Origin of the sequence: Thermodesulfatator autotrophicus (genome assembly GCF_001642325.1) — a bacterium.
GTDB classification, from domain to species: domain Bacteria; phylum Desulfobacterota; class Thermodesulfobacteria; order Thermodesulfobacteriales; family Thermodesulfatatoraceae; genus Thermodesulfatator; species Thermodesulfatator autotrophicus.
On the sequence record NZ_LSFI01000015.1, the window covers coordinates 32,687 to 54,067 of the forward strand.

The 21,381-nt window shown below is 43.0% G+C and carries 19 protein-coding genes; 11 read left to right on the forward strand and 8 right to left on the reverse strand.

Going from position 1 to position 21,381, the window contains the following annotated elements:
* Positions 1 to 37 precede the first annotated feature (37 nt).
* Complete coding sequence (gene galE / locus TH606_RS03990; protein WP_068541493.1) at positions 38 to 1,018, forward strand: UDP-glucose 4-epimerase GalE; 981 nt, start codon at positions 38 to 40, stop codon at positions 1,016 to 1,018.
* On the opposite strand, the gene TH606_RS03995 is transcribed toward galE, so the two are convergent.
* The 3 genes from TH606_RS03995 to lpxK are packed head-to-tail and all read right to left on the reverse strand — an operon-like array spanning position 1,015 to position 4,470.
* Positions 1,015 to 2,733 carry a TIGR03790 family protein gene (locus TH606_RS03995; RefSeq protein ID WP_068541494.1) on the reverse strand — a complete coding sequence of 573 codons (1,719 nt, stop codon included), beginning with the start codon at positions 2,731 to 2,733 and terminating at the stop codon, positions 1,015 to 1,017. The two genes, galE and TH606_RS03995, sit on opposite strands and share 4 nt — an antisense overlap.
* Positions 2,721 to 3,446 (reverse strand): DNA/RNA nuclease SfsA, encoded by a 726-nt coding sequence (gene sfsA, locus TH606_RS04000; RefSeq protein ID WP_157627855.1) that lies wholly within the window; start codon positions 3,444 to 3,446, stop codon positions 2,721 to 2,723. The genes TH606_RS03995 and sfsA overlap by 13 nt, the downstream gene beginning before the upstream one ends.
* On the reverse strand, positions 3,397 to 4,470 hold the full coding sequence (gene lpxK, locus TH606_RS04005) for a tetraacyldisaccharide 4'-kinase (protein WP_082863501.1): 1,074 nt from the start codon (positions 4,468 to 4,470) through the stop codon (positions 3,397 to 3,399). The genes sfsA and lpxK overlap by 50 nt, the downstream gene beginning before the upstream one ends.
* A 402-nt stretch (positions 4,471 to 4,872) precedes the next feature.
* Here lpxK and extI point away from each other — a divergent pair, with 402 nt between their 5' ends.
* The 6 genes from extI to TH606_RS04035 all read left to right on the forward strand — a co-directional run bounded on the left by extI (position 4,873) and on the right by TH606_RS04035 (position 13,078).
* Positions 4,873 to 6,039, forward strand: a complete 1,167-nt coding sequence (extI, locus tag TH606_RS04010) for a selenite/tellurite reduction operon porin ExtI (RefSeq protein WP_068541500.1) — start codon at positions 4,873 to 4,875, stop codon at positions 6,037 to 6,039.
* A gap of 275 nt (positions 6,040 to 6,314) precedes the next feature.
* Positions 6,315 to 6,944, forward strand: coding sequence for a CerR family C-terminal domain-containing protein (locus tag TH606_RS04015; protein ID WP_068541502.1), 630 nt, complete (start codon positions 6,315 to 6,317; stop codon positions 6,942 to 6,944).
* 329 nt (positions 6,945 to 7,273) lie between these two features.
* Positions 7,274 to 8,536 carry a TolC family protein gene (locus TH606_RS04020; RefSeq protein WP_197460503.1) on the forward strand — a complete coding sequence of 421 codons (1,263 nt, stop codon included), beginning with the start codon at positions 7,274 to 7,276 and terminating at the stop codon, positions 8,534 to 8,536.
* Positions 8,529 to 9,641, forward strand: coding sequence for an efflux RND transporter periplasmic adaptor subunit (locus TH606_RS04025; RefSeq protein ID WP_068541505.1), 1,113 nt, complete (start codon positions 8,529 to 8,531; stop codon positions 9,639 to 9,641). The genes TH606_RS04020 and TH606_RS04025 overlap by 8 nt, the downstream gene beginning before the upstream one ends.
* The gene (locus TH606_RS04030) at positions 9,628 to 9,942 is read left to right on the forward strand and encodes a cupin domain-containing protein (RefSeq protein ID WP_068541508.1); all 315 of its coding nucleotides are present in this window, start codon (positions 9,628 to 9,630) and stop codon (positions 9,940 to 9,942) included. The genes TH606_RS04025 and TH606_RS04030 overlap by 14 nt, the downstream gene beginning before the upstream one ends.
* Positions 9,943 to 9,952: 10 nt before the next feature.
* A complete protein-coding gene (locus TH606_RS04035; RefSeq protein WP_068541510.1) occupies positions 9,953 to 13,078 on the forward strand; it encodes an efflux RND transporter permease subunit in 3,126 nt (1,041 codons plus the stop codon).
* A gap of 51 nt (positions 13,079 to 13,129) precedes the next feature.
* On the opposite strand, the gene htpX is transcribed toward TH606_RS04035, so the two are convergent.
* The 3 genes from htpX to prmA are packed head-to-tail and all read right to left on the reverse strand — an operon-like array spanning position 13,130 to position 15,701.
* Complete coding sequence (htpX, locus tag TH606_RS04040; RefSeq protein ID WP_068541511.1) at positions 13,130 to 14,005, reverse strand: zinc metalloprotease HtpX; 876 nt, start codon at positions 14,003 to 14,005, stop codon at positions 13,130 to 13,132.
* A gap of 59 nt (positions 14,006 to 14,064) precedes the next feature.
* Positions 14,065 to 14,814, reverse strand: a complete 750-nt coding sequence (locus TH606_RS04045) for an RsmE family RNA methyltransferase (protein ID WP_068541514.1) — start codon at positions 14,812 to 14,814, stop codon at positions 14,065 to 14,067.
* On the reverse strand, positions 14,784 to 15,701 hold the full coding sequence (gene prmA / locus TH606_RS04050) for a 50S ribosomal protein L11 methyltransferase (protein ID WP_068541516.1): 918 nt from the start codon (positions 15,699 to 15,701) through the stop codon (positions 14,784 to 14,786). Before prmA ends, TH606_RS04045 begins: the two co-directional genes overlap by 31 nt.
* Here prmA and TH606_RS04055 point away from each other — a divergent pair.
* The gene (locus TH606_RS04055; protein WP_068541518.1) at positions 15,700 to 16,659 is read left to right on the forward strand and encodes a M23 family metallopeptidase; all 960 of its coding nucleotides are present in this window, start codon (positions 15,700 to 15,702) and stop codon (positions 16,657 to 16,659) included. The two genes, prmA and TH606_RS04055, sit on opposite strands and share 2 nt — an antisense overlap.
* 118 nt (positions 16,660 to 16,777) lie before the next feature.
* Here the strand turns inward: TH606_RS04055 and TH606_RS04060 are convergent, their stop codons facing one another.
* The gene (locus tag TH606_RS04060) at positions 16,778 to 17,920 is read right to left on the reverse strand and encodes a glycosyltransferase family protein (protein ID WP_068541520.1); all 1,143 of its coding nucleotides are present in this window, start codon (positions 17,918 to 17,920) and stop codon (positions 16,778 to 16,780) included.
* 5 nt (positions 17,921 to 17,925) lie between these two features.
* Positions 17,926 to 18,546, reverse strand: a complete 621-nt coding sequence (gene cysC, locus TH606_RS04065) for an adenylyl-sulfate kinase (protein WP_068541521.1) — start codon at positions 18,544 to 18,546, stop codon at positions 17,926 to 17,928.
* Between the two features lie 386 nt (positions 18,547 to 18,932).
* On the opposite strand from cysC, the gene TH606_RS04070 reads away from it, so the two are divergent.
* From TH606_RS04070 to TH606_RS04080, 3 genes are read left to right on the forward strand one after another with little or no spacing between them, the layout of a single operon-like run.
* Positions 18,933 to 19,295 carry a response regulator gene (locus TH606_RS04070; RefSeq protein ID WP_068541522.1) on the forward strand — a complete coding sequence of 121 codons (363 nt, stop codon included), beginning with the start codon at positions 18,933 to 18,935 and terminating at the stop codon, positions 19,293 to 19,295.
* Positions 19,295 to 20,134, forward strand: coding sequence for a lytic murein transglycosylase (locus TH606_RS04075; RefSeq protein ID WP_082863504.1), 840 nt, complete (start codon positions 19,295 to 19,297; stop codon positions 20,132 to 20,134). Before TH606_RS04070 ends, TH606_RS04075 begins: the two co-directional genes overlap by 1 nt.
* Entirely contained in the window at positions 20,121 to 21,305 is a 1,185-nt protein-coding gene (locus TH606_RS04080) for a M24 family metallopeptidase (protein WP_068541524.1), read from the forward strand. The genes TH606_RS04075 and TH606_RS04080 overlap by 14 nt, the downstream gene beginning before the upstream one ends.
* Positions 21,306 to 21,381: the final 76 nt, after the last annotated feature.

Here is a 21,381-nt window from a genome sequence, read left to right on the forward strand (position 1 = left end):
ATGATATCCTGACCTAAATTCTCATTAGGGGCTTCCTATGTCCAAAAAAATCCTGGTAACCGGGGGCGCTGGTTATATCGGGTCACACGTGGTTAAACTGCTTTCAGAAAGAGGTTACGAGCCAATAGTACTAGACAATCTTTCTTCTGGGCACCGTGAAGCCGTTTTAGGTGCCAGGCTTATTCAGGGTGATTTAAGGGATAAAGTATTCCTTAAGAATTTTTTTGAGGCGGAAAAGCCCGTTGCGGTAATGCACTTTGCGGCTTACATCGTGGTGCCAGAAAGTGTGGCGGCCCCTCTAAAGTACTACGAGAACAATCTTGCGGCCACAGTTAACCTTTTGCAGGCTTCCGTTGAAAATAAAGTCTCGGCTTTCATTTTTTCTTCAAGTGCAGCTGTTTATGGAATACCAGAAAAAGTTCCAATCCCCGAAGAGCACTCTGTTTCTCCCATTAACCCTTACGGAGCCAGCAAGGCCATGGTGGAGGCCATGCTGGCTGATTGTCATAACGCCTATGGACTTCCCTATGTTTCTTTGCGCTATTTTAACGCCTCTGGAGCTGACCCTTCAGGCCTAATAGGCGAGGCTCACGAGCCCGAAACCCATCTTATTCCTTTGCTCTTACAAACGGCCCTTGGTAAACGTGACAAATTTTATCTCTTTGGCACAGACTACCCCACGCCAGATGGCACCTGTATTCGGGACTTTATTCACGTAAATGACCTGGCGGAAGTGCATATTCTGGCCCTTGAATATCTCCTTGATAAAGGGGAGAGCCTTACTTTGAATTGTGGTTATGGCCACGGTTATTCGGTGAAAGAAGTTCTTGAAGAAACCAGGCGTATTACTAAAAGGGATATACCTTACGAGGTAAAAGAAAGGCGCCCTGGAGACCCACCGGTGCTTGTGGCTGAAAGTGAAAAAATCAAAAAGGTTTTCGCCTTTTCCCCTGGGTTTGATGACCTGACCCGTATTATTGAAACGGCCTGGAAGTGGGAGCTCAATCGGCGCTATTAGTTTTTAAGCTCAAGCCAAAATTCGGTTAAAAAGGGCATTTGTAAGAGCTTGGCCTTTATCCTTTCGGCACGTTCTTTTTGCCCGCAGGCCTTCAAGGCTTTATAAAGGTCTGGATAAAAACCCCAGGCATCAGGTTTTAAAGCTATAGCCTTTTCTATGAGCTTTATGGCGTTTTCGCAATCTTTTAGGCCAAGCCTGGCCTTGCCAAGCAAGAAAAAAGCCTCGGCAGTTTTAGGCGGTGTTTCTAGAAAGACTTTTTCCATCCAGGCGTACTTTTTTTGTTTGAGATAGATAAAAGCTCTAATAACTCTTGCGTTTTCAGCCGGGTCATTTTTGAGAAAAAGAAGAACGCGGTTTTCTAAGTTTTTGTTTTCGCGGGCTATTTTGAAAAGAATGTTATAAGCTTGAGGGGGAAGCCCCCCTTTTTCTTCTCTCAGTTTTTTTAAGTAATTTAAGGCCCTTTCCGCCCAGCCGATATGCATCTCAATTTGGGCCAGCAATAAATAATTTTTCTCTTTTTTGGCCGCCTCGTAAGCCCTTTTTCTTTGGGTAAACCAATTTTTTAAAGGTTTTTTGATGTTCTCAGTGGGTTTTAAACTTGCCAGAGGGTCTCCCAGAAGGACAGTCTGCCAGCTCAAATAAGCCAGAGAACGATAGTAGCTTTCTACTAAGGTTTTGCCTTTAAGGTACGCCGGAAAAAGTAAATGCGGCCTGGCACAGGCGGAAAGATAAGGCTCATAGGCGTTTCCCGAAATGCCGGTTATGCCCAGGCGCACCAGGTCAGCGATGAGGGACTGAGGAGACCCCTGATGAAAATGCTTTCTCCCACGGTTTACCTGCCAGTGAGCTGGAGGCTCAATAAACGTGCGGGCACTGGTGCTTACATAAGTAACCCCAATGGCACCTGGCAAAAACTTGAAATAGAGCTTCCGATCTTTGGGGTAATTGGGGTCATTTGAGCCCCAGGAGGCGTAGCCAATTACCCTTTCGCCTGAAACCAGAAAAGCCGGGTCAAAAGAGGCTTCAATCTCCAGGCCGGGAAAATCCTTAAGAAGTAAGTAAGCAGCGTGCAGCCAGTTGTCACCCGGCCTTGCTGGCCCATTTTTGGCGTCCAATACCAGCGTATAAGGAGGCCGGGTTTCCCTGGTAGCTATGGCCCGTTTTATTAGAGCTAAGGCGTCTTTTTCAGTATAGCCGTCAATACGGGCCACCAGATAAATGTCATAACGGTCGTGCTCAAAAGGCTCATTAACAGCGCTCTGAAAATAGGGGTTAGGTAACCAGCCGTTTTTATTGTAAGGGCCAAAGAGCATTTTGCGGTAGAGCAGGGTGAGTTCAGAATCAACTGAAGCGGCATCGCCATTTTTAGCCACTTTTCCGGCAATTTTGTGAGGCACATCAGGCATAAGAAGAATGACGAGAATTTTATCCTGCCAGCCCTTTTTTTCTAAAAACCGGCGCATAGGGGTTTCAATGAATTTTAGATAAATAGGTCGTGCTATTTCTTCACGCGTGGGCATGGGAAGATAGAGCATGTTTTCAGGAGGAATATGGCGGGCTTTCTGGTAAAAAGCAGCCACTCTTTTAGACTTGGGGCTTTTGGCATTTACCACCACCAATATGCGTTCAGGGCTCAGGTGAGTTTCAAGGGCAAAAGCGTGAGAAGGAAAAAGAACAAAGACAAAAATAAATAGCCAAATTTTTACGCGGAGCATAGAGGGAGTTCGCCTCCGAAGAAAAGATTTTTACCATCGTATAAGATGCGGCTTATTTTTAAAGTAAGGCCCTCTTTTAGGGCTTCACTGAAAAGCCCGGCAAAGAGTGGGTCAATTTCTTCTGCCGGGCGGAAGCAAGTGGCTTCAGGCCTGAAAACAAGCAACCACAGGCAGGCGTTAAGGCCTTTTTGTTTGAGTTCCAGCAGATGCCGCAGGTGTTTTTGGCCGCGGGTGGTAGGGGCATCAGGGAAAAGGGCTATTTCACCCTTAGCCCAGGTGCATCCCTTTACCTCTACCAGCATTTCTTCCTGGGATTTGAATTTTAGAAGATAATCAAGCCTTCCGCCGTCAAATTTAGGCTCAGCCTGAAATTCTTTAAGCCCTGGGAAAATTTCCTGCCCCAGTTTTTTAAGTAAAGCCCCGGTTAAGCGGCGATGATACCCGGAGTTTACAAAGATCCAGTGGTTGTCTTTGCGCGCGGCAATGAGGCTAAAAGCTGTTTTTCTCTTGGGGCTTTGGGCATGTTTTAGTAATACCGGTGTTCCAGGAAACAAAAGGTCAGGTAAGCGCCCGGGGTCATGCACGTGCACCATTACAGTTTTTCCCTTTAGTGCTACCTTTCCTAAAAAGCGATTTGGGCGTTCAAGGAAGATACCTTCTTCGTCAGCGGGGAGCTTCATTATTTTTAAGGCCTTCCAGGATGAATCTTTCAAGGGCCTCCTCCGGTTTGGCTTCTATGGGCAAAAGGTAGCACGGCTCAAGAGCCTGAACAAATTTTTTTAACTTAACAGCGTCTTTTTCTGTAGTGACAAAAACAGAGGCAGAAGCCCTTTCTTTCTGGGCCAGAAGATAATTTATTTTGGCCTGGTCGTATTTAACATGGTCCTCAAAAGGAATTTTCTGCGCTAAAGAAAAGAACTTTTCCGCAGTTTTAAAAAACATTTCTGGCCTGGCCAGACCACAAAAGGCTATGGCCTTTTCTCGCCCTTTTTTAATGGCTTTTTTTTCTCCTTGCCAGAAGTCTTTGAGCTTATAGGGGTTTTCGCTTTCAAAAGGAGACCAGAAAATGGGTTTGCCTAAGTTTTTGAGCTTTTCAGCCAGTTTTTGGGCCTCAAGGTGTTCTGGCAAGCTTTTGGTTATTATAAAGGCACTCGCTCGTTTTAAGGCTGGCCATGGCTCTCGCAAATAGCCAGCGGGAAAGACTTTTTCTTTAAACGGATCGCGCCCAGGTGCCATAAGCACCAGGTCAAGGTCTCTTTGGAGGCGTAAATGTTGAAATCCATCGTCAAGGATTACAACCTCAGCCCCTGTTTTTTCAATGGCCAGGTGAGCACCGGCTACTCTATCTCTGGCCACAATTACCGGGATTTTAGTTTTTAAACTCAGTAAAACGGCTTCGTCACCTATATCTTCCGTGGGGAAAAGCACCTTACCATGGTTGCCGGCAAGTACAGGCCCTTTGATTCGCCCCCGATAACCCCTGGTGACAATGGCTGCCTTAATTCCATGGGTTTTTAAAAACTCGGCCAGCCATATGACCAGAGGGGTTTTCCCTTCGCCACCTAGAGAAAGATTTCCCACGCTTATAACCTTGGCAGGGACTTCGTGGCTTTTTAGTAAACCCCTTTCATAGGCCATATTTCTGGTGCAAATCAGAAAGGAATAAGCCCTTCCCAGAGGCCCCAGCCAGGGAGAAATTTTTTGCCAGAGTTTTTCAAAAGACATCGCCATTACCATTACCAATTACCATAAACATAATATTTCTTCGTCTTTAACTCACGTCCAAAAAGAGGGACAGGCAAAATTCTGTCTCCTGAATTGGCCCGTTCTAAATGAATCTTTGAGTTGGTTATGTCGGCACTTATTATAGCCTATAGCCTCCTTGTTTAGGTGGAGATAATTCGTCAAAGGTTTCTATAAATGTGCTAATTCTTATAGAAAAATTCTATTTGACTTATCTTTTTCTTTATTTATCTAATGTGAATAAGTTAACATTTTAAAGAAAAGATAAGAATTTATCCTTTCAATTAGGTTTAAACAAAAAAATTAGCATTAAAGACGTATTTTTTTCTCACCCTACATTTAATTAATCTATATTAGTAAGGTATAGTTTTAAATAAAACATTTTTGGGAGGGCTTATGTTAAAAAAATTATCACTGATTTTGTTTGGACTGCTTTTAGTTTACGGAAAAGGGTGGGCCATAGAGGTTTACAATAAAGATGGAATGTCTTTTCATTTAGGTTTTTGGGGCCAGGCCTGGTATCAGTATGTTGACGATTACAGAGACACAGATGGTGATAAAAGGGGAGACGAAAATCTTAACGACTTTATGATTCGGCGAGCCTACTTTTATCTTAAAGGCACGGTTAATCCCTGGCTCAGTCTCTTTGTTCATTTTGCAGGAGATCGCCTGGGGCAAGACGGTTTAGATAAGCCTAGTGTGGGTTTAGGTTCAGGCCTGGCATTAAGAGACGGCTGGATAACAGTAAAGCTAGCAGGTGAGGCTCTTATGCTTCAAGCAGGGCGTATGTATATCCCCTTCACACGGAACTATGGAACTACTTCTACTAAAGCTTTGCTAACTACGGATCTTGACTGGGGACAGGGAGGAGTACGAAGTGGTATCTTTTATCCTAGCAAAGTGGGACGAGATGATAGCGTTACTCTCTGGGGAAATCTTGTTGATGGTAAGTTCCAGTATCGTTTTATGGTGGGAGAAGGAGTTGAAGATGGTGATAAAAATCCTGAGGATAATTTAAGATTTGCTGGCCGTATTGCTTTGTCCCTTTTTGAGCCGGAAACAGGCTGGTTTAACAAGGGTACATATCTGGGAAAGAAAAAGGTGCTATCTTTGGGCTTTGGTTTTGATTATCAAGAAGATATTAAGTTTGCTTTGGAAGAGGATGATTATTCGGCTTGGACTCTGGATTTATTCTGGGACCAACCTTTAGGGCCTGGGGCTATTACCTTGGCCTTTTCGTATATTGATATTGAGAACTCTGTTAATGGTATAACTTATACTAATTTAGGGTCAGGTGATGATGGTTCTATCTTCTCTTTCAAAGTGGGGTACTTTTTTCCTGATAAAATTGGCATAGGTCAAATTCAACCTTTCTTTCACTATCAGAATTTTGATGTTGACGGAAAAGATGACACAGATGTCTACGGTTTTGGTTTTAACTACTATTTGAAAGGCCAGGCCAACAAAATTAGCCTTGACTTAACTTTTGTGGATCAGGACAAAGAAACCCCAGAGGCAGAAGATCATTTCATTTTTACCCTTCAGATAGGGGTTGGCTTCTAGCCTTAGATCTTGAATCAAGGAAGAGGGTAAGCGCGAGCTTGCCTTCTTCCTTGATTCTTTTTCCTCTGATACTGCTTTGTCTCTTATGCATGCGCTCCTCGCAGTGCCCAAAAATGGCCTTTTCGCGGTGACAAAAAATCTCTACTAATAAGTGGAGTATTCTTGCAGTTATGTTTGGGGCAGTCATTGCTAGAGAGGCGAAGCAATCCTCGTGAGACGCTAACACAAAAATTTCTCCCTTGCTATTCAAACAAATGTTTGATACAAATGTTTGTATGGATAACGGGGCGGCAGTAAATGTCAAAGAGAGGCTGGTTTTAATAGCAGAGAAGCTGTTTGCAGAAAAAGGTTTTAACAGTGTCAGTGTGCGTGAGATAACCAGTAAGGCCGGGGTGAACCTCGGGGCTATAAATTATCATTTTGGTTCTAAAAAAGGCCTTTATCTTGAAGTCTTTCGCGCGCGCTTTCTTGATAGGGCCAGACGTTTGCGGGGAGCCTTTGAAAAGAACCTTAAAAAAGAAAAAGACTCTTTAGAGGGTGTTATAAGGAGTCTTGCCCGGGCTATATTATGTGGCCCTCTTACCGATGAAGAAAGGACTATTCACTTCAAACTCTTGGTAAGGGAGATGGCCCACCCAACTGAAGCCTTTGATTTGATAACTGAAGAGGCTTTAAAACCTTTGCTTAGTTCCTTTGAAAAGGCTCTAAAAGAATATTTGCCTGCGCTTTCTGAAGAAAAAATGCGTTTGGTGATGCTGAGTGTTCTTGCTCAAATTCTTTATTTTAACTTTGCCAGACCCAAAATTCAGGCGGCCACTGGAAAGACTTTTGATGAAGAATTTAAAAAAGCCCTGGTAGAACATATAGTTGCTTTTTCCCTAAAAGGCATAGAAGGTCTATCATGAAAAAAACGTTATTGATGGGAGTAGTTTTTACATTACAGGGCCTCATCGCGAGGCGACTAAGTCGCCGTGGCGATCTCTCAGGATTGCTTCGGTATCGCTCGGGGAAGAGATTGCTTCGCAACTTCGTGGCTCGCAATGACATCTTTCCCTGTCACTGCAAGGAGCCGGAGGCGACGAAACAGTCCCGAGGATCGTTTTGCTCCGCTCGCGATGACAAGAGAGGAGCTCGTGATGACAGAAGAGGAGCTCATAATGACAGGGAGAAGAAACACCATGAGAGCCCTAATTTTGTGCTCTCATTATTAATGGCCTGTTTTTCTCTGTTGTTTATGTTTTCTGTGGCACAGGCCCAGTCTAAACTCACCCTTGAAAAAGCCATAAGCCTTGCCCTTAAAAACCATCCTTCTATAAAGGCCCAGAAAGATGTCTTAACTGCTTCTCGTTTTGCCAAAGACGCTACCAAAGCCAACCGTTGGTTTAAGGCCAATCTTATTGTTCAAGCAGAACGTCACAACGACCCAGTAACTATCACCTCTATAAAAGGGCCTGGTCAGTTCCCTCCTTTTAGCCGGGATATTTACTTCTGGCAGGTTGAGGCCACTTTCCCTCTATACGAAGGCGGGCGGGTGGCTCAAGAAGTAAAGATTAAAGATCTTGAAATCAACATAAGACAGAGCCTTTTAAGGCAATCCACTGAAGACCTTATAGCCAATGTAAAGCAACTCTTCTTTCAAGTGCTTTATCTTAAAAGTCTTGTTAAGGCGCAAAGGGAACTTTATCACCTGCTTAAAGAGCAATACCATGATGCCAGCTTAAAATACCAGGTAGGTAGAATTGCCAGGCTTGATCTTCTTTACTTCAAAAGGGCCCTAGAAGAAGAAAAAGCCTTACTTTTGGCCAGTGAAAGTAACCTGCACCTGGCCAAAAAACTTCTCGCCCTGGTCATTGGTCTTGAAGATAATTCTTTTGAAGTTTCTGGCCACTTAGAACCTTTAAAAAATGTGAACATTAAGTCTTTTTCGGCTGAGAAGTTTTTAGAGGAAAGGCCAGACGTAAAAGCCGCTCGCTTAAAAGTTAAACAAGCAGAAGCTGCTATTTCGCGAGCTAAGAGAGAGTATTTGCCAACTATATCCGCTTTTTCTTCTTATGGTCGGCGAGCCGGGGCTGGACTCAATAATGACGAAGAAGTATGGGTGGCTGGCGTGCGGTTAAACTGGTCAATATTTGATTCCGGGGTTAAAAGAAACTTGCTCAAAGAAAAGCAGGCCCTCTGGCTAGCTGCTAAAGAAGAGCTTCAAAACCTTAGACTTTCTGCTTCACAGGAAATAATTTCAGCTGTAAGCCAAATAAACCTGGCTAAAAGCCAGGTAAACCGCCTTAAAGCCGCTGAGGAATTTGCCAGAGAAGCATATAAGCGAGAGGCCCTACGCTATCAGGCTGGTGCAGGCTCTATAAATGACTTATTGCAGGCCCAGGAAGCCTGGCTGCGCACCAAATCAAACCTGCTTAAGGCCTACTATGACCTTAATACCGCTGTTGTTTCCTTTGAACTGGCCACCGGGCAAATAGCCAAGGAGTTCTCAAATGAATAAACTTAAACCTTTTCTAATATTGCTGGTTGTTTTTCTTTTGATTTTCGGGGCTTTGCGTGTTGTTAACCTCAAAAAAGAAGCTCTTAAAAAGGTTAAACCTCCCCAGAAAGTACCTCTTTCCGTTGAAGTGGCCAGGGTAGCTAAGGGCACACTTGAAGTACGTGAAAATTACTTGGGAACTATTATCCCTGTGCACCAGGCCAACATATCCACCAGGATATCCGGCTACATTTTGAAGATCACCAAGTATGAAGGGGAAACAGTTAAAAGAGGAGAGCTTTTAGTTGAGATAGAAGCCAAAGATATTGAAGCCAGGCTGGGTGTCCTTAAAACACAATTGGCTTCGGCCCAAACAGAACTTTTAGTGCGTAAAGGCATTTTTGAGCGCAACCAAAAACTCCTTGAACATGAAGCCATTTCCCGGGAAGCTTTTGACCTTTCAAAGGCGGCCTACCAGGCTGCGCTTTCAAAGGTGGAACAGCTAAAGCAAGAGATAGAAGCGGCTAAGGTTAATCTTTCCTATGCTGTTATTAAGGCTCCTTTTAATGGAGTAGTTACCAGGCGTTTCAAAAATCCTGGAGACATGGCCACTCCTGGGGCTCCCATTATAACACTTGAAGATCCCAAAGCAGGGTATCGCCTTCTGGTAAATATTCCTCAGGAAAAGGCAGTTTCAATTACTCCTGGCGCCAAAGTCTATCTCGTGCTTGGGGACAGGCAAAAAATCGCCAGAGTTCATAAGGTTTATCCAGCAGTGTCTAAAGAGGCCTTAGCCACGCTGGAAATCAGGTTAAAAGATAGGCCTTTTTCTTTGCCAAGTGGAGCCTCTCTGGGAGTAGAGGTGGTGTTAGCTACCCCTAATGGTTTTATTCTGCCGGTTAAAGCCCTTGTGCCCGGGAAATCCCCGGGGGTTTACGTGCTGGCCAAAAATGGGCTTAAGTTTGTCCCGGTGAAAGTACTTGGCCAGAATAAAGGTCTTATGGCTGTCTCTGGAAATCTCAAAGAAGACGAGCGGGTGGTTGTGGGAGACCCTGGACTTCTTTTAAGGCTCTATCCGGGTCAAAAAATTATCCCAGTTAAAGGAGGCCATGATGAAAGTATTTAAACTTGATGAGACCCGCATATTTGAAAAAGATTTAAACAAGTTTTTAGTGCACGATTCTCCTTATTTTCGGATAATCAACTTCAATATTAAGGCTGGTAAGGTCTTTCCCGTACATTCTCACCCCGTAGAAGGTGAACTCAGTATCGTGGTGCTTGAAGGTGAAGGCTTTTTCCTGGGAGATGAAGGATCTAAAACTCCAGCCAAACCAGGAGACATCTTTATTTGCTCTATTGATGAACCTCACGGCATGGAGGCCAAAACTGATATGCGCATTCTGGTAACCATAGCTCCACCGCTATAAGGAAAAAAATATGACCTTTGTAGAACGTTACCTTAGGTGGCCACATCTTATTCTCGCCCTGTTGTTTCTGGGAGTGGTGCTGGGTGTAAAAAGCTTCCGGGAACTTCCCTTAAATCTTTTTCCTGATGCCAACTATCCCCAAATAGTGGTAGTGCTTTCTCTGCCCGGAGCTTCAGCCGAGGATGTAGAACAGGAAGTGGTTATCCCTGTGGAAAAAGAGCTTGCCACTCTTTCTCTGGTGCGCAAAGTGCGTTCTGTGGCAAGAGATGGGGTAGGAGTCCTTTCAGTAGAATTTGAGTATGAAAAAGGGCTCTCTGCAGCACAGGTGGACGTTTCATCTGCCCTTGACCGCATTTTAAGTGACCTTCCCCGAGGGCTTTTGCCGCCACGTATTTTTAAAGTAAGTGACGCCACCAATCCCGTAATGACTGTGGCTATAACCCCACGGCCTGGTTCAAATCTTTCTCTTGCCGAAGTAAGACGTCTGGCTGAAGAATACCTCAAACCCGCCCTGCTAAATGTGCCTCAAATTGGCGATGTAGAAGTATTTGGGGGCTATAAGCCCGAAGTAAGGGTTGAAATTAAAAGGGACGCTCTTGCTCGCTATGGCTTAAACCTGGCCAGTATAACGGCTGCTCTTTTCTCGCAAAACAGCAATCTTCCTGCGGGTATAGTAAGGTCAAAAGATAGCGAGATTTTTATAAAAATTCCCGGAGAAATAACAGAACCAGAGCAGCTGAGAGACATTGTTATTCCACTAAAAGGAAAGTCCATCCGTCTTGGAGATATTGCCAATATAACTCTTGCCCATGAAGATAGAAATAGCTTGTTTCATGGTAACGGGAAACCAGCCATAGGCCTTAATGTTTTAAGGCCAGAAAATGGCAACGTTATGGCTACTATTGAGGCGGCAGAAAAGGCCTTAAAAAAACTTCAGGCCAAATATCCCGAGCTCAACTTTTCCATAGCTGATACCCAAAAGAACATAATCAAGACTTCGCTTTCCAATCTGATAGGGGCATTAAGAGACGCCATAATCCTTACGGTAGCTGTAATCTTTCTTTTAATGGCCAGAGTTAGGGCTACTCTTTTAGCGGCTGTTTCCATCCCTGTAACTTATTTTCTTACTTTCTTTTTTATGAAACTGTTTGGCCTTGAGCTTAACATCGTTACCATGACGGCGGTTATTCTGGCAGTGGGCCTTCTGGTTGATGACTCCATCGTGGTGGCTGAAAATATAGAACGCCACCTGCGCGAAAAGGGCCTTTCCCCAAGGCAGGCGGCTATCTCGGGCACGCAGGAGATAATGCTGGCAGACCTCTCAGGTACTTTTACTACCATTCTGGTGCTAATTCCCATAATGTTCGTTGGCGGCTATGTGGAAAAGATTTTACGGCCGCTGGCCATGGTATTAACCATGGCGCTTACGGCTTCTTACATTGTTTCGGTGACTATTATTCCTCTTCTTGCACCCTATGTGTTGCGAAAAGGGGAGCCATCACGGCTTGAAAAATTCCTTTCCCGTTTAAGCGAAGGGTTTCTAGAAAAATTTAGGGCCTTTTACCTTACCCTTTTCAGGTTTGGCGTTCGCTACAAAATAGTTCTTGTTATGCCAGCTATCCTTCTCATGGTGCTCAGTGTAAAAAAAGTTATGCCTCTGGTAGGGCGAGATCTTATGCCTCCAATGGATACCGGGATAGTCAAAGTCTCTTTTGAAGTAACGCCCAATACCCCTATAGAAGAAGCTGAAAAGATAATTAATCAAATGGAAAAGGAACTCGTTAGTTATCCGGGCTTTATTCGTATGGCCACAGTTATGGGCTCAGAGCCAGGGGTGATAAGTTTTGGAGCTGACCGTACGCCCAGGCAGGGAATTATAACAGTCCATTTTGTAGATCGCTTTCATCGTAAAGAAAACATCTGGCAAATAGAAGACGATCTTTACCAAAAATTTTTGAAAATTCCAGGCCTAAAGACCCTTCATGTGTTTGAATTCGGGGCTACTCCTCTTTCCTCTATCGCCGCACCGGTAGATGTGATGGTTTCAGGCTATAACCCTCGTATTTTGCATCACCTGGCCCTGGAAATAGAAAAAAGACTTTATAAAGTACCAGGGCTTGTTAGTCTTTCTCATACGTGGGATTTTGACCGCCTGGAATATCTAATAAAGCCAGATATAGAAAAACTTTCTGCTTATGGTCTCACACCCGAAATTCTTGCCCGTGAGATCTATATGGGTTTTTCAGGGGGCAAGGCCTCTTTCTGGCGCATACCCGAAGAACGCCCTTACGCCATAAAGGTGCGCTTTTCTCCTGCGGAGAGAAATTCTCTTGATGATCTTTTAAATTATCTTGTGCCTACTCCTAAAGGTCCGGTGCCTTTGAGGGAAATAGCCACTGTGGAAAAAGATTTCGTAAGAAATGTTATTGTGCGCGAAAATTTATCCCCTGTTATTGATGTCCTGGGTTATCGCCGTAAAACCGCTATAAGCCATATTCAGGCCGGCGTAGGAAAGGCCCTATCGGACCTCAAAATTCCTTCAGGGTATAAGGTTTCACAAGAAGGCGAAGTAAAACCCATGCAAGAGTCTTTCGGCCGCCTAAAAGACGCCCTTATACTTTCGTTGATACTTCTTTATTTTTCTCTGGTTCCCACTTTCAGGTCTTTCAGACATCCTATAACTATAATGGTGGCCATTCCTCTGGCTTTGATTGGGGCTATCTGGGGGTTATTGCTGGTGGGCAGGCACTTTTGTATGCCAGCTTCCATGGGTATGATTCTTCTATCTGGAGTAGTGGTTAATAATTCCATTTTGTTACTTGATTTCATTGAAAAGGCTCGAGAAAAAGGAAAAGACTTAAGAGAAGCAGTGGAAGGAGCTATTCGCGCAAGAACCAGGCCCATTTTAATGACCGCCCTTTCCACCATAGCCGGCATGATACCCATTGCCGCTGAACGGGCTATCGGGCTTGAGCGCCTATCGCCTCTGGCAGTAGTGGCCATTGGCGGCCTACTGGTAGGAACTGTGCTAACCCTTGTTTATGTACCGCTTTTTTACGTGTTTCTGGAAAAACTTCGTACCTCAGGCTCCAAAGGGATAAGTCTTCTAAAGGGCGTGTTCTGGTCAAGAGTCTAGTCAGCCTTACACAAGGAAGCTCCCTAAAGGAGCTTCCTTGTAAAGTTCAGGTTAGGCAGCGGCCAGGCCTTCGCGTCTGGCCATCTCAACCAATTTGGCAATACGGTCTTGAATAGGTGGATGGGTGGAAAAGAGCTTGTAAAAACTGCCACCAGACAGCGGATTAACAATGAACATCTGGGCCTGAGCCGGGTTTACCTGCATTGGCACCTGGCGGTTCCAGGCCTCTAGCTTTTCAAGGGCCCGGGCTAGTGAAAGCGGGCAACGGCAAATTTTAGCTCCAGTAGCATCAGCAAGATACTCACGGCTGCGGCTTACCGCCATTTGAATAATCATGGCGGCAAGAGGTGCGAGAAATATCATTAAAAATATGCCCACATAACCCAATACGCCGTGATCTTCCTCGTCATCTCCAGAAAGGCCGCCAAAAAGCAAAGACCAGGAGGCCATATCAGCTAAGTAGGCGATGGCTCCAGCAATCACCGCTGCTATAGACGAAATCAGAATGTCCCGGTTTTTAATGTGAGCAATTTCATGGGCTAAGACCCCTTCAAGTTCGTCTCTGTTGAGAATTTGCATAATTCCTCTGGTAACTGCTACCACGCCTTTTTCCGGGTTCCTTCCTGTAGCAAAGGCATTCGGTGTTTCAGTATCCATAATGAAAACCCTGGGCTTGGGAATGCCCGCCTGAGCAGCGAGTTTGGCTACCATATTGTGTAGTTCAGGGGCTTCAGCTGGAGACACTTCTCTGGCTCCAGTCATCTTGAGAACCAGCTTATCAGAGTACCAGTAAGCAAAGAAATTCATCGCTCCAGCTAAAATAAGCGCAATAATAGCTCCAGTTTTACCACCCAGCAGTTGACCACAGATTACAAATAACGCAGTCAAAGCAGCGAGTAGAATAAAAGTTTTAAGCGTGTTATACACGGCTTACCTCCTCAACATTGTTTTTTATTAAAAATAACTAATATAAAATTCCCTTTTTTTCAAGATTTCTGAAGAAAAAGATTGAAATGAGCTACGCACATTAAATATAAGGCGGCGGTTTCAGCTCTCAATATCAAATGGCCTAAGCCTGCGGGTTTGAACTGGTGTTTTAATAATAAAGCAGCTTCTTGCCGGGAAAAGCCGCCTTCAGGCCCGGTTATAAAACAAGCGCTTTTTACCTTTAGACTGGTTTTTAAGGTTTCAGCCAGGGTTTTTTGGCTTTCTCTTTCATAGGCAAACACTTTGAGGTCAGCTGTTATCTTTGCCGCTTTACTGAGCGGAAGGGGTTCCTTTATATGGAGAGGCCAGAGCCGGCGGCATTGTTTAAGGCTTTGCCTGGCCCTTTTTTCTAGCTTGGCCGTTAAATTGGGGCCAGGTTTAACCACGGTTCTTTCAGTTAGAACAGGAATTACCTCATAAACTCCAAGTTCTACGGCTTTTTCCACCAAAAAAGAAAGCCAGTCTTTTTTAAGCAAGGGAAGAAGGAAGATTAGTTTAGGTTTTAAAGGTTCTTCATATCGTAAAAGGCTTTCAGCCTTAACTAAAACCCCAGCTTTATCAATTTTTAAAACTTTTCCAAGATATTCCCGGCCTTCTAAGTCAAGAAGAGCTAATTTTTCTCCTGCTTTCAAGCGCAATACATTTTTTAAGTGATGACTTTCTTCAGGATTTAGCCAGTAAGGAACCCCCGGTTTTATTCCTTCAGCTAAAAAACAGGCTAGGTCTTTTGAAAGGCAAGCATGGTCCATTCCTTAAATTCCCGGTCAATTTTTTCCGCATAAAGTTTAAGCCCCAATGATAAGTACTTTTCTTTGAGTTTAGGAGCTTCTTCTTTTAAAAAGCCAGACAAAAGGATAAAACCTTTGCTGTTTAACAATTCGGTAAGTTTTTCGGCCATAAGTTCTAGCTCGTAAGCTGAAATATTGGCACAAATCAAGTCAAACCCTGAGAAGATTTCCCAAACCGGAGTGGTGGAAACAAAAACTTTGTCGTGTAAGTGATTGCGGAGGACATTTTCTCTAGCCACTTCAGCCGCTTCTGGGTCAATATCAATGGCAATTACTTCTCTGGCTCCCAGCTTAGCCGCTGCTATGGCCAGGATGCCCGTGCCTGTACCTACGTCTAACATGGTGGGATCTTTGAGTAGTTCTTTTTCAAAAATTTCTTCCAGTGTCTCAAGTATTAAATAGGTTGAAGGGTGATGCCCGGTACCAAAGGCCCTTCCCGGATCTATTTCAATAACAATGTCTTCTGGCTCAGGCACATAAGCTTCCCATGAGGGTTTTATAACCAAACGTTTTCCCACTTTTATGGGCTTAAAATAGACCTGCCAGGCCGTTTCCCATTCTTCTTCAGGTAGAGGCTGATGTTCAAGCTTGAATTCATGTTCTGGATAAAGCTCCTCAAGAGAGGCAAGATAGGCGTAAATTTTTTTTATTAAACCGGTTTCCGCCTGTTCGGGAGCAAGGTATCCCGTAACTTTTACTAAAAGAGTTCCCTCAGGATGCGGTTCTACGTCTTCACACTTTACACCGTGGCCTGTGGTTTCTACGAAGAAATTGGCCACAGCATCACTCAATTCCGCAGGTACCACTACGGATATTTCCAGCCAAATACGTTGTTTAGGTTCTTTCATGATTTCAAATAGTAAGCACAAAACTCTTGCCTTTCAAAGAATTTTTTGGCATCATCTTCCTATGCCGTTAAAAAAGACTTGGACAGGTTTAAAAGGGACGGGGCGAGAGCGAGCAAGTGTATTTTTAGCAGTTTTTTTCTCTTTAATTTCCACCTTCCTTTTTTACCAGAACATTAAACTTAAACAGGAAATAAAAAGTCTTAAAAAAGATATTACTTCTCTTGAAACAGAAGTCCTTTCTCTAAGGCTTAGAGAAAAAGAACTTGAAACCCAGATTGACCAGCTTGAAAAAGAAAAAGAAGAACTCCTTAACCAGGCGGTAGGGGCTTTGCGCCAGTATGACCGTTACGTTAAAAAGGTGGTACGTCAGCTCGGGCTTTCGCGCCATTTTAGAGTTTCCTCAAATAAAGCCGTTGGTGGGCCTTATCTTCCACCCAAAAAAGAATATGAAATTCTGGTAACCAAAATAAATGAATATTTGTTAAAGCTTGACAAAATCCCCATAGGCAAGCCTGTTAAAGGTTATATATCTTCTTATTACGGGTATAGGAGAGATCCTTTCACTAAAAAGCGGGCTTTTCATTCAGGGATAGACTTAGTTGCCCGCTACGGAGCTCCTGTTAGGGCTACGGCAGATGGTGTGGTTTACCAGGTAGGCTATACCAGGGCCCTCGGTCGGTACGTGAAAATCAGGCATGCTCATGGCTTTATGACAGTTTACGGGCATCTTCGTAAATATGTAGTCAAAAGAGGAGAACAGATTAAAAAAGGAGAAATAATCGGTTACGTAGGGAATACTGGCCGAAGCACAGGCCCTCATGTACACTATGAAATCAGGCGCTGGGGAAGAAGTCTAAATCCTTTGAGATTTGTTAGAGCAGAGAAAAAACTTGCCAAGGTAACCTCTAAAGTCAAAATTTCTGAGACCATTTCTTTAAAGAAAACAAAACAAAGTTAAGTTATTAGACCTTTCCAAAGCTTAGAAACAGGGATTACTTCGGCTATCAGCGCAGTCTCGCAATGATTTTTTCCTTTGGAATTGCAAACCCGTACTAAAGCATTTACAAATGTTCCATTTATGGAAGACAAAAAGATAAAAATTCCTTGGCCTTATAGGACCAGTCTTCTTTGGCCAATTTTTCATGAGGAATTTTGGGTGGACATAGTTTTCTGTTAATTATGTCGTTAATAACTTTAACCCACTCTTCAGGGGTTTCAGCTATTACCACGTAGGGTTCAAATTTTTTAATTTCTTTTAAAGGAACACCTACTATTGGTTTCCCTGTGGCAAGATATTCTTTTAGTTTAAGGGGGTTAATAGTTTGGGTAAAGCTATTTACGATATAAGGAAGAATAAGTATATCCATAGACTGAAGAGTTGAGGGAACCTGTTCATAATCAATAGGAGGAATATAATAAAAATTACTGTATTTAATTGAAGTCATATCTATTTCATTTCTACCTATAAAAACAAAATTGATATTAAGAAGATTTGACAATATATGTCTTATTAAATTCAAGTTTAGACGAGCATCAATAAGTCCTATATATCCTATTCTAGGACGAGGAATTTTTTGTAAGGTTAGTGGTTCTTGTAAAATTGGTTTATGAAAAAGTTCAAAATCAAAACCATGAGGTAAAAAATATATAGGTTTTTGATATCTTTCTAATCGCTTAAAAAGCTCTTCTGATGTAGCCACAAAAACATCACTTTTCCTTATAAGCTCCTCTTCCATTTTGAGGATTAAGTCTTTTTCGTGGCCAGGCCAATTGGCAAAATCGTCAACACAGTAGTAAACCACCCGCCTTTCCCCGAAGGCTCCAATGTAGTCGCAGGCGTTAGGCACAGTGGTGACTAATATGGGCCTTTCAAGCCCGCGGCGTTTAAGTTCTTGCCTCACGGCCTTTATGACCGAATGGCGATTGATCTGGCGGAAAAAGCCCTTGTTATAAGGAATCATGGGAGGCTGTATCACTGATAAGTTTTCTGGTAACATCTGCCTGGAAGCTTTTTCCCTGCGGGGAAAAAACATCCTTTTTAATTTGCGAAAACCTTTAGCCAAATCGGCTTTACAAAAGCGGGGAAGGCGCATGCCAACGGTGTTTACCCAGATGACCGGATACTCTTTTACGATGTGTCTAAAAATATGCTGGCAGCTTGAGGGATGTTCGCCCCAGTCATCGGCAAAAACCAAGAATGAAATCTTTTCAGAAGGCATGGTGATCACCAGCTTTTTTTAGCAAAACCTAACCGGCGTAAATGTTCGCGCAAAAGGCGCTCCTCTTCCTCTATGGCAGTTGGATCTATATTATTTTCTGTAGCCGGTATAAACCCTTTTTCTTCAAGATAAGAAATTATTTTCTGCATACTTTCTTCAACGGTTTCTTTGTCAGTAAAAACCTCTATTTCGGGGTTTTTGGGTGGTTCGTAAGGATCAGAAATACCAGTGAAGTTAGGAATTTCTCCACGGCGAGCCTTGGCATACAAACCCTTCACATCGCGTTTTTCAACCACTTCAAGGGGGCAGTTACAGAAAACTTCAATGTAATTGGGAATAAGTTTGCGATTTAGCTGGCGGGTTTCTTCGTAAGGAGCAATGGCCGCCACCACACTAATTATTCCGTGTTTATTTAAAAGCCAGGAGAGAAAACCGATACGCTTTACGTTAATATCGCGTTCCCGTTTGGTAAAACCCAATTCCTGGCTGAAGTTGGTGCGGATAATGTCTCCATCAAGAAGTTCGGCCTTAAGGCCACGCCTTTTTATTTCCAGATAAGTCCTTCTGGATAAGGTAGATTTTCCAGAACCAGAAAGCCCGGTAAACCAGATAGTGAATGCTTCCACTTAAACCTCCTTAATTACTAATGGGATCATTTTTTACATTACAGAGCGTCATCGCGAGGCGACGTAGTCGCCGTGGCGATCTTTGATCCCTTCGCTACTGCTCAGGATAAAGATTGCTTCGCTTCGCTCGCAATGATAACTCAAAAATTATCATCTATTTCGCTCTCATTAATTAAAGATACCCGCCTCTTTGAAAGGTTCATCTGGATTATATAAATCTTTTCGGCTACCTAAAAGCTTTTTTCAAAAAAATTTTAACTGGCATCAAAGTATTTTGGCTCTTTAAAATTTCGTGTTAAAAAAATTGTGGGGAACTTATGATAAATATTAACTAAAAACTATTAAAAAATTAAAAAATAATTTATAATTTTGGGGTGGGCGAGGAAATGGAAAAGAAAAGGGTTTTAATTGTAGAAGACGATACTGGCGTTCGCGAAGTACTGGCGGAATTTTTTAGTCTGCTTGAATTTGAAGTCCATCAGGCAGGCAACAGTCAGGAAGCTGTGAAGCTTATAAATAACGAAGAATTTTCTATATATCTACTTGATATCAAGCTCCCCCAAATTGATGGCCTTGAGTTAGCCCGCTATATAAGAAAAATAACAGACAAACCGATTATTTTTCTAACCGGGCTCATTAATGATCATACAAAAACATTGGCCGAAGAATTTACTAATTCTTATTATTTGCGGAAACCTGTTACTTTTGAAATGTTAAAAAATATTCTTGAAGAACTAGGAGTGGCTTAATGTTACGTTTTTTAATATGTTTTTTTCTCATAGTGTTTTTCCCTTTTATTTCCTGGTCGTTTGATTTTGGCGTTTTGAAGCAAAGGCTTATATCAGAAGGTTTTTCTCCTTCATATATAGAGAAAGTTTTTTCCCGTCCAGAAGTAAAATTTCTTCCTCAGATAATGCCCAAAAAGCTACTACACGATGAATATAAGTTAAATTATGCCCAGTTTTTAAAACCTGAACGGGTAGCCCGAGCTCAAAAGTTTTTGCAAGAAAACTCTGAACTTTTATCTTCTCTTGAGAAACGTTTTGGTGTGCCTAGAGAGGTACTGGTGGCCATCTTTTTAGTAGAAACAGACCTTGGCCGCTATACTGGAAAATATGAGACTTTTAACGTGCTGGCCAGTATGGCTGTAGCTTCTGATTGGGAAACAGTCAGAGATTTTCTCCCTGAAGGCCTTTCTCTTGAGGAAGAAAAGCGGCTAAAGGCTTTTATGGAAAGGCGAGCCAGATGGGCTTATAAAGAACTAATAGCTTTTTTGCGTTATGCTTATGAGTACAATATTGATCCACTTGCTATAAAAGGCTCAGTTTTTGGAGCTTTTGGGCTTCCTCAGTTTGTGCCTTCTAGTCTCCTTTCTTACGGTTATGATTGGAATGGAGATGGAAAGGTAGATTTATTTAACCTGGAAGACGCCCTGGCTTCTATGGCGAATTATCTGGCACGTCATGGTTGGGGAAAGGCCAGAGATTATCAAACTCAGCTAAAAGTAATCATGACTTATAATAAGAGCCGCCCTTATGCTGAAACAGTCTTAAAACTTGCTGAGAAGTTAAAACATGCCACCGGATAAAGAAGAGTTTGCCCGCCGAGTAACTCTTTTAGCCCGTTATCTTTCAACTAAAGGTCTAGACACTGCTCTTATTCGCTATCCCTTAAACATTTTTTATTTTACAGGCGCTTTTATTGATGGACATCTGGTTATAACGCAAAAAGCAGAAACTTTTCTGCTGGTTTATCGTACTCTGGGAAGGCCAGATCTGAAGCCCTTTGGTAAAGTTATTCCCTTTCGTTCTTTTAAAAAACTTCCGGATTTTTTGTCTGAGCTGGGTATTAAAATAATAGGCCTTGAGGAAGACCGCCTCCCTCTTAGCCAATACCGGCGATACCAGAAGCTTCTTTCAGCCTTTGAGCTTGGAGATTTAGGCGAAATCATTAAGAAAATTCGAGCTATCAAAAGCCCTTATGAGATAAACTGTCTCAAAAAAGCTGCGGAAAAACTTTCTGATGCTATCTGGAATTTTTTACCTAGACTTAAACCTGGCCAGAGCGAACTTGAGGCCGCTGGTTTGCTTGAGGCTGAGCTCAGAAAAAGGGGCTATCCGGCGTTTACCCGCACTTATGGTTTTGGCCAGGAACTTGCCTATGGTCATCTTCTTTCGGGAAAATCCGGGGTAATACCCGCTTATGTTACCACCGGTCAAGGGGGCCAGGGAGTATACGGTTTCCCACAAGGGCCTTCAGAAAAGAAGATTAAGGCAAACGAATTAATTCTTATTGATTATGCCGGCTGGCACGAGGGATACATGATTGACCAGAGCCGTCTTTTTTATTTTGGGGAAATTCCTGAAAAAGCCGTTGAAATTTACGCTAAAGTTTTACTCTTGCTTAATGAGCTTGAAAACTTCCTGCGCCCTGGGACAAGCGTAAGGGAGTTATATGAAACAGCTTTTAACAAAGCCAAGGAGTTGGGAATAAGTGATTATTTTATGGCTCACGGTCCAGAGAAGGTGCCTTTTGTAGGCCATGGGGTAGGGCTTGAAATTGACGAGTGGCCCCCTATTGCTTCCCTGGATATCCCTCTTGAAGAGAACATGGTTATAGCCCTTGAACCAAAATGCCATGTGCCTGAAATAGGCCTTGTAGGTATAGAAGACACTTATTGGATTACGAAAGACGGTGCCGAAAGGCTTACCTCTTTTCCGCGGAAGCTGATTAACCTTGAAAGCATATCTATGACTTAAGCTCTATCATGCTAGGATGCCTTTCCAAAAAACTAGACCTTTAAGATGTAAAAGTTTAGACTTTATCTGACAGTCA

Coding starts and splice junctions, on each gene's coding strand:
- galE (WP_068541493.1), top strand. CDS start 38: ATGTCCAAAAAAATCCTGGTAACCGGGGGCGCTGGTTATATCGGGTCA.
- TH606_RS03995 (WP_068541494.1), bottom strand. CDS start 2,733: ATGCTCCGCGTAAAAATTTGGCTATTTATTTTTGTCTTTGTTCTTTTT.
- lpxK (WP_082863501.1), bottom strand. CDS start 4,470: ATGGTAATGGCGATGTCTTTTGAAAAACTCTGGCAAAAAATTTCTCCC.
- extI (WP_068541500.1), top strand. CDS start 4,873: ATGTTAAAAAAATTATCACTGATTTTGTTTGGACTGCTTTTAGTTTAC.
- TH606_RS04015 (WP_068541502.1), top strand. CDS start 6,315: ATGGATAACGGGGCGGCAGTAAATGTCAAAGAGAGGCTGGTTTTAATA.
- TH606_RS04020 (WP_197460503.1), top strand. CDS start 7,274: ATGTTTTCTGTGGCACAGGCCCAGTCTAAACTCACCCTTGAAAAAGCC.
- TH606_RS04025 (WP_068541505.1), top strand. CDS start 8,529: ATGAATAAACTTAAACCTTTTCTAATATTGCTGGTTGTTTTTCTTTTG.
- TH606_RS04030 (WP_068541508.1), top strand. CDS start 9,628: ATGAAAGTATTTAAACTTGATGAGACCCGCATATTTGAAAAAGATTTA.
- TH606_RS04035 (WP_068541510.1), top strand. CDS start 9,953: ATGACCTTTGTAGAACGTTACCTTAGGTGGCCACATCTTATTCTCGCC.
- TH606_RS04045 (WP_068541514.1), bottom strand. CDS start 14,814: ATGGACCATGCTTGCCTTTCAAAAGACCTAGCCTGTTTTTTAGCTGAA.
- TH606_RS04055 (WP_068541518.1), top strand. CDS start 15,700: ATGATTTCAAATAGTAAGCACAAAACTCTTGCCTTTCAAAGAATTTTT.
- prmA (WP_068541516.1), bottom strand. CDS start 15,701: ATGAAAGAACCTAAACAACGTATTTGGCTGGAAATATCCGTAGTGGTA.
- TH606_RS04060 (WP_068541520.1), bottom strand. CDS start 17,920: ATGCCTTCTGAAAAGATTTCATTCTTGGTTTTTGCCGATGACTGGGGC.
- TH606_RS04070 (WP_068541522.1), top strand. CDS start 18,933: ATGGAAAAGAAAAGGGTTTTAATTGTAGAAGACGATACTGGCGTTCGC.
- TH606_RS04075 (WP_082863504.1), top strand. CDS start 19,295: ATGTTACGTTTTTTAATATGTTTTTTTCTCATAGTGTTTTTCCCTTTT.
- TH606_RS04080 (WP_068541524.1), top strand. CDS start 20,121: ATGCCACCGGATAAAGAAGAGTTTGCCCGCCGAGTAACTCTTTTAGCC.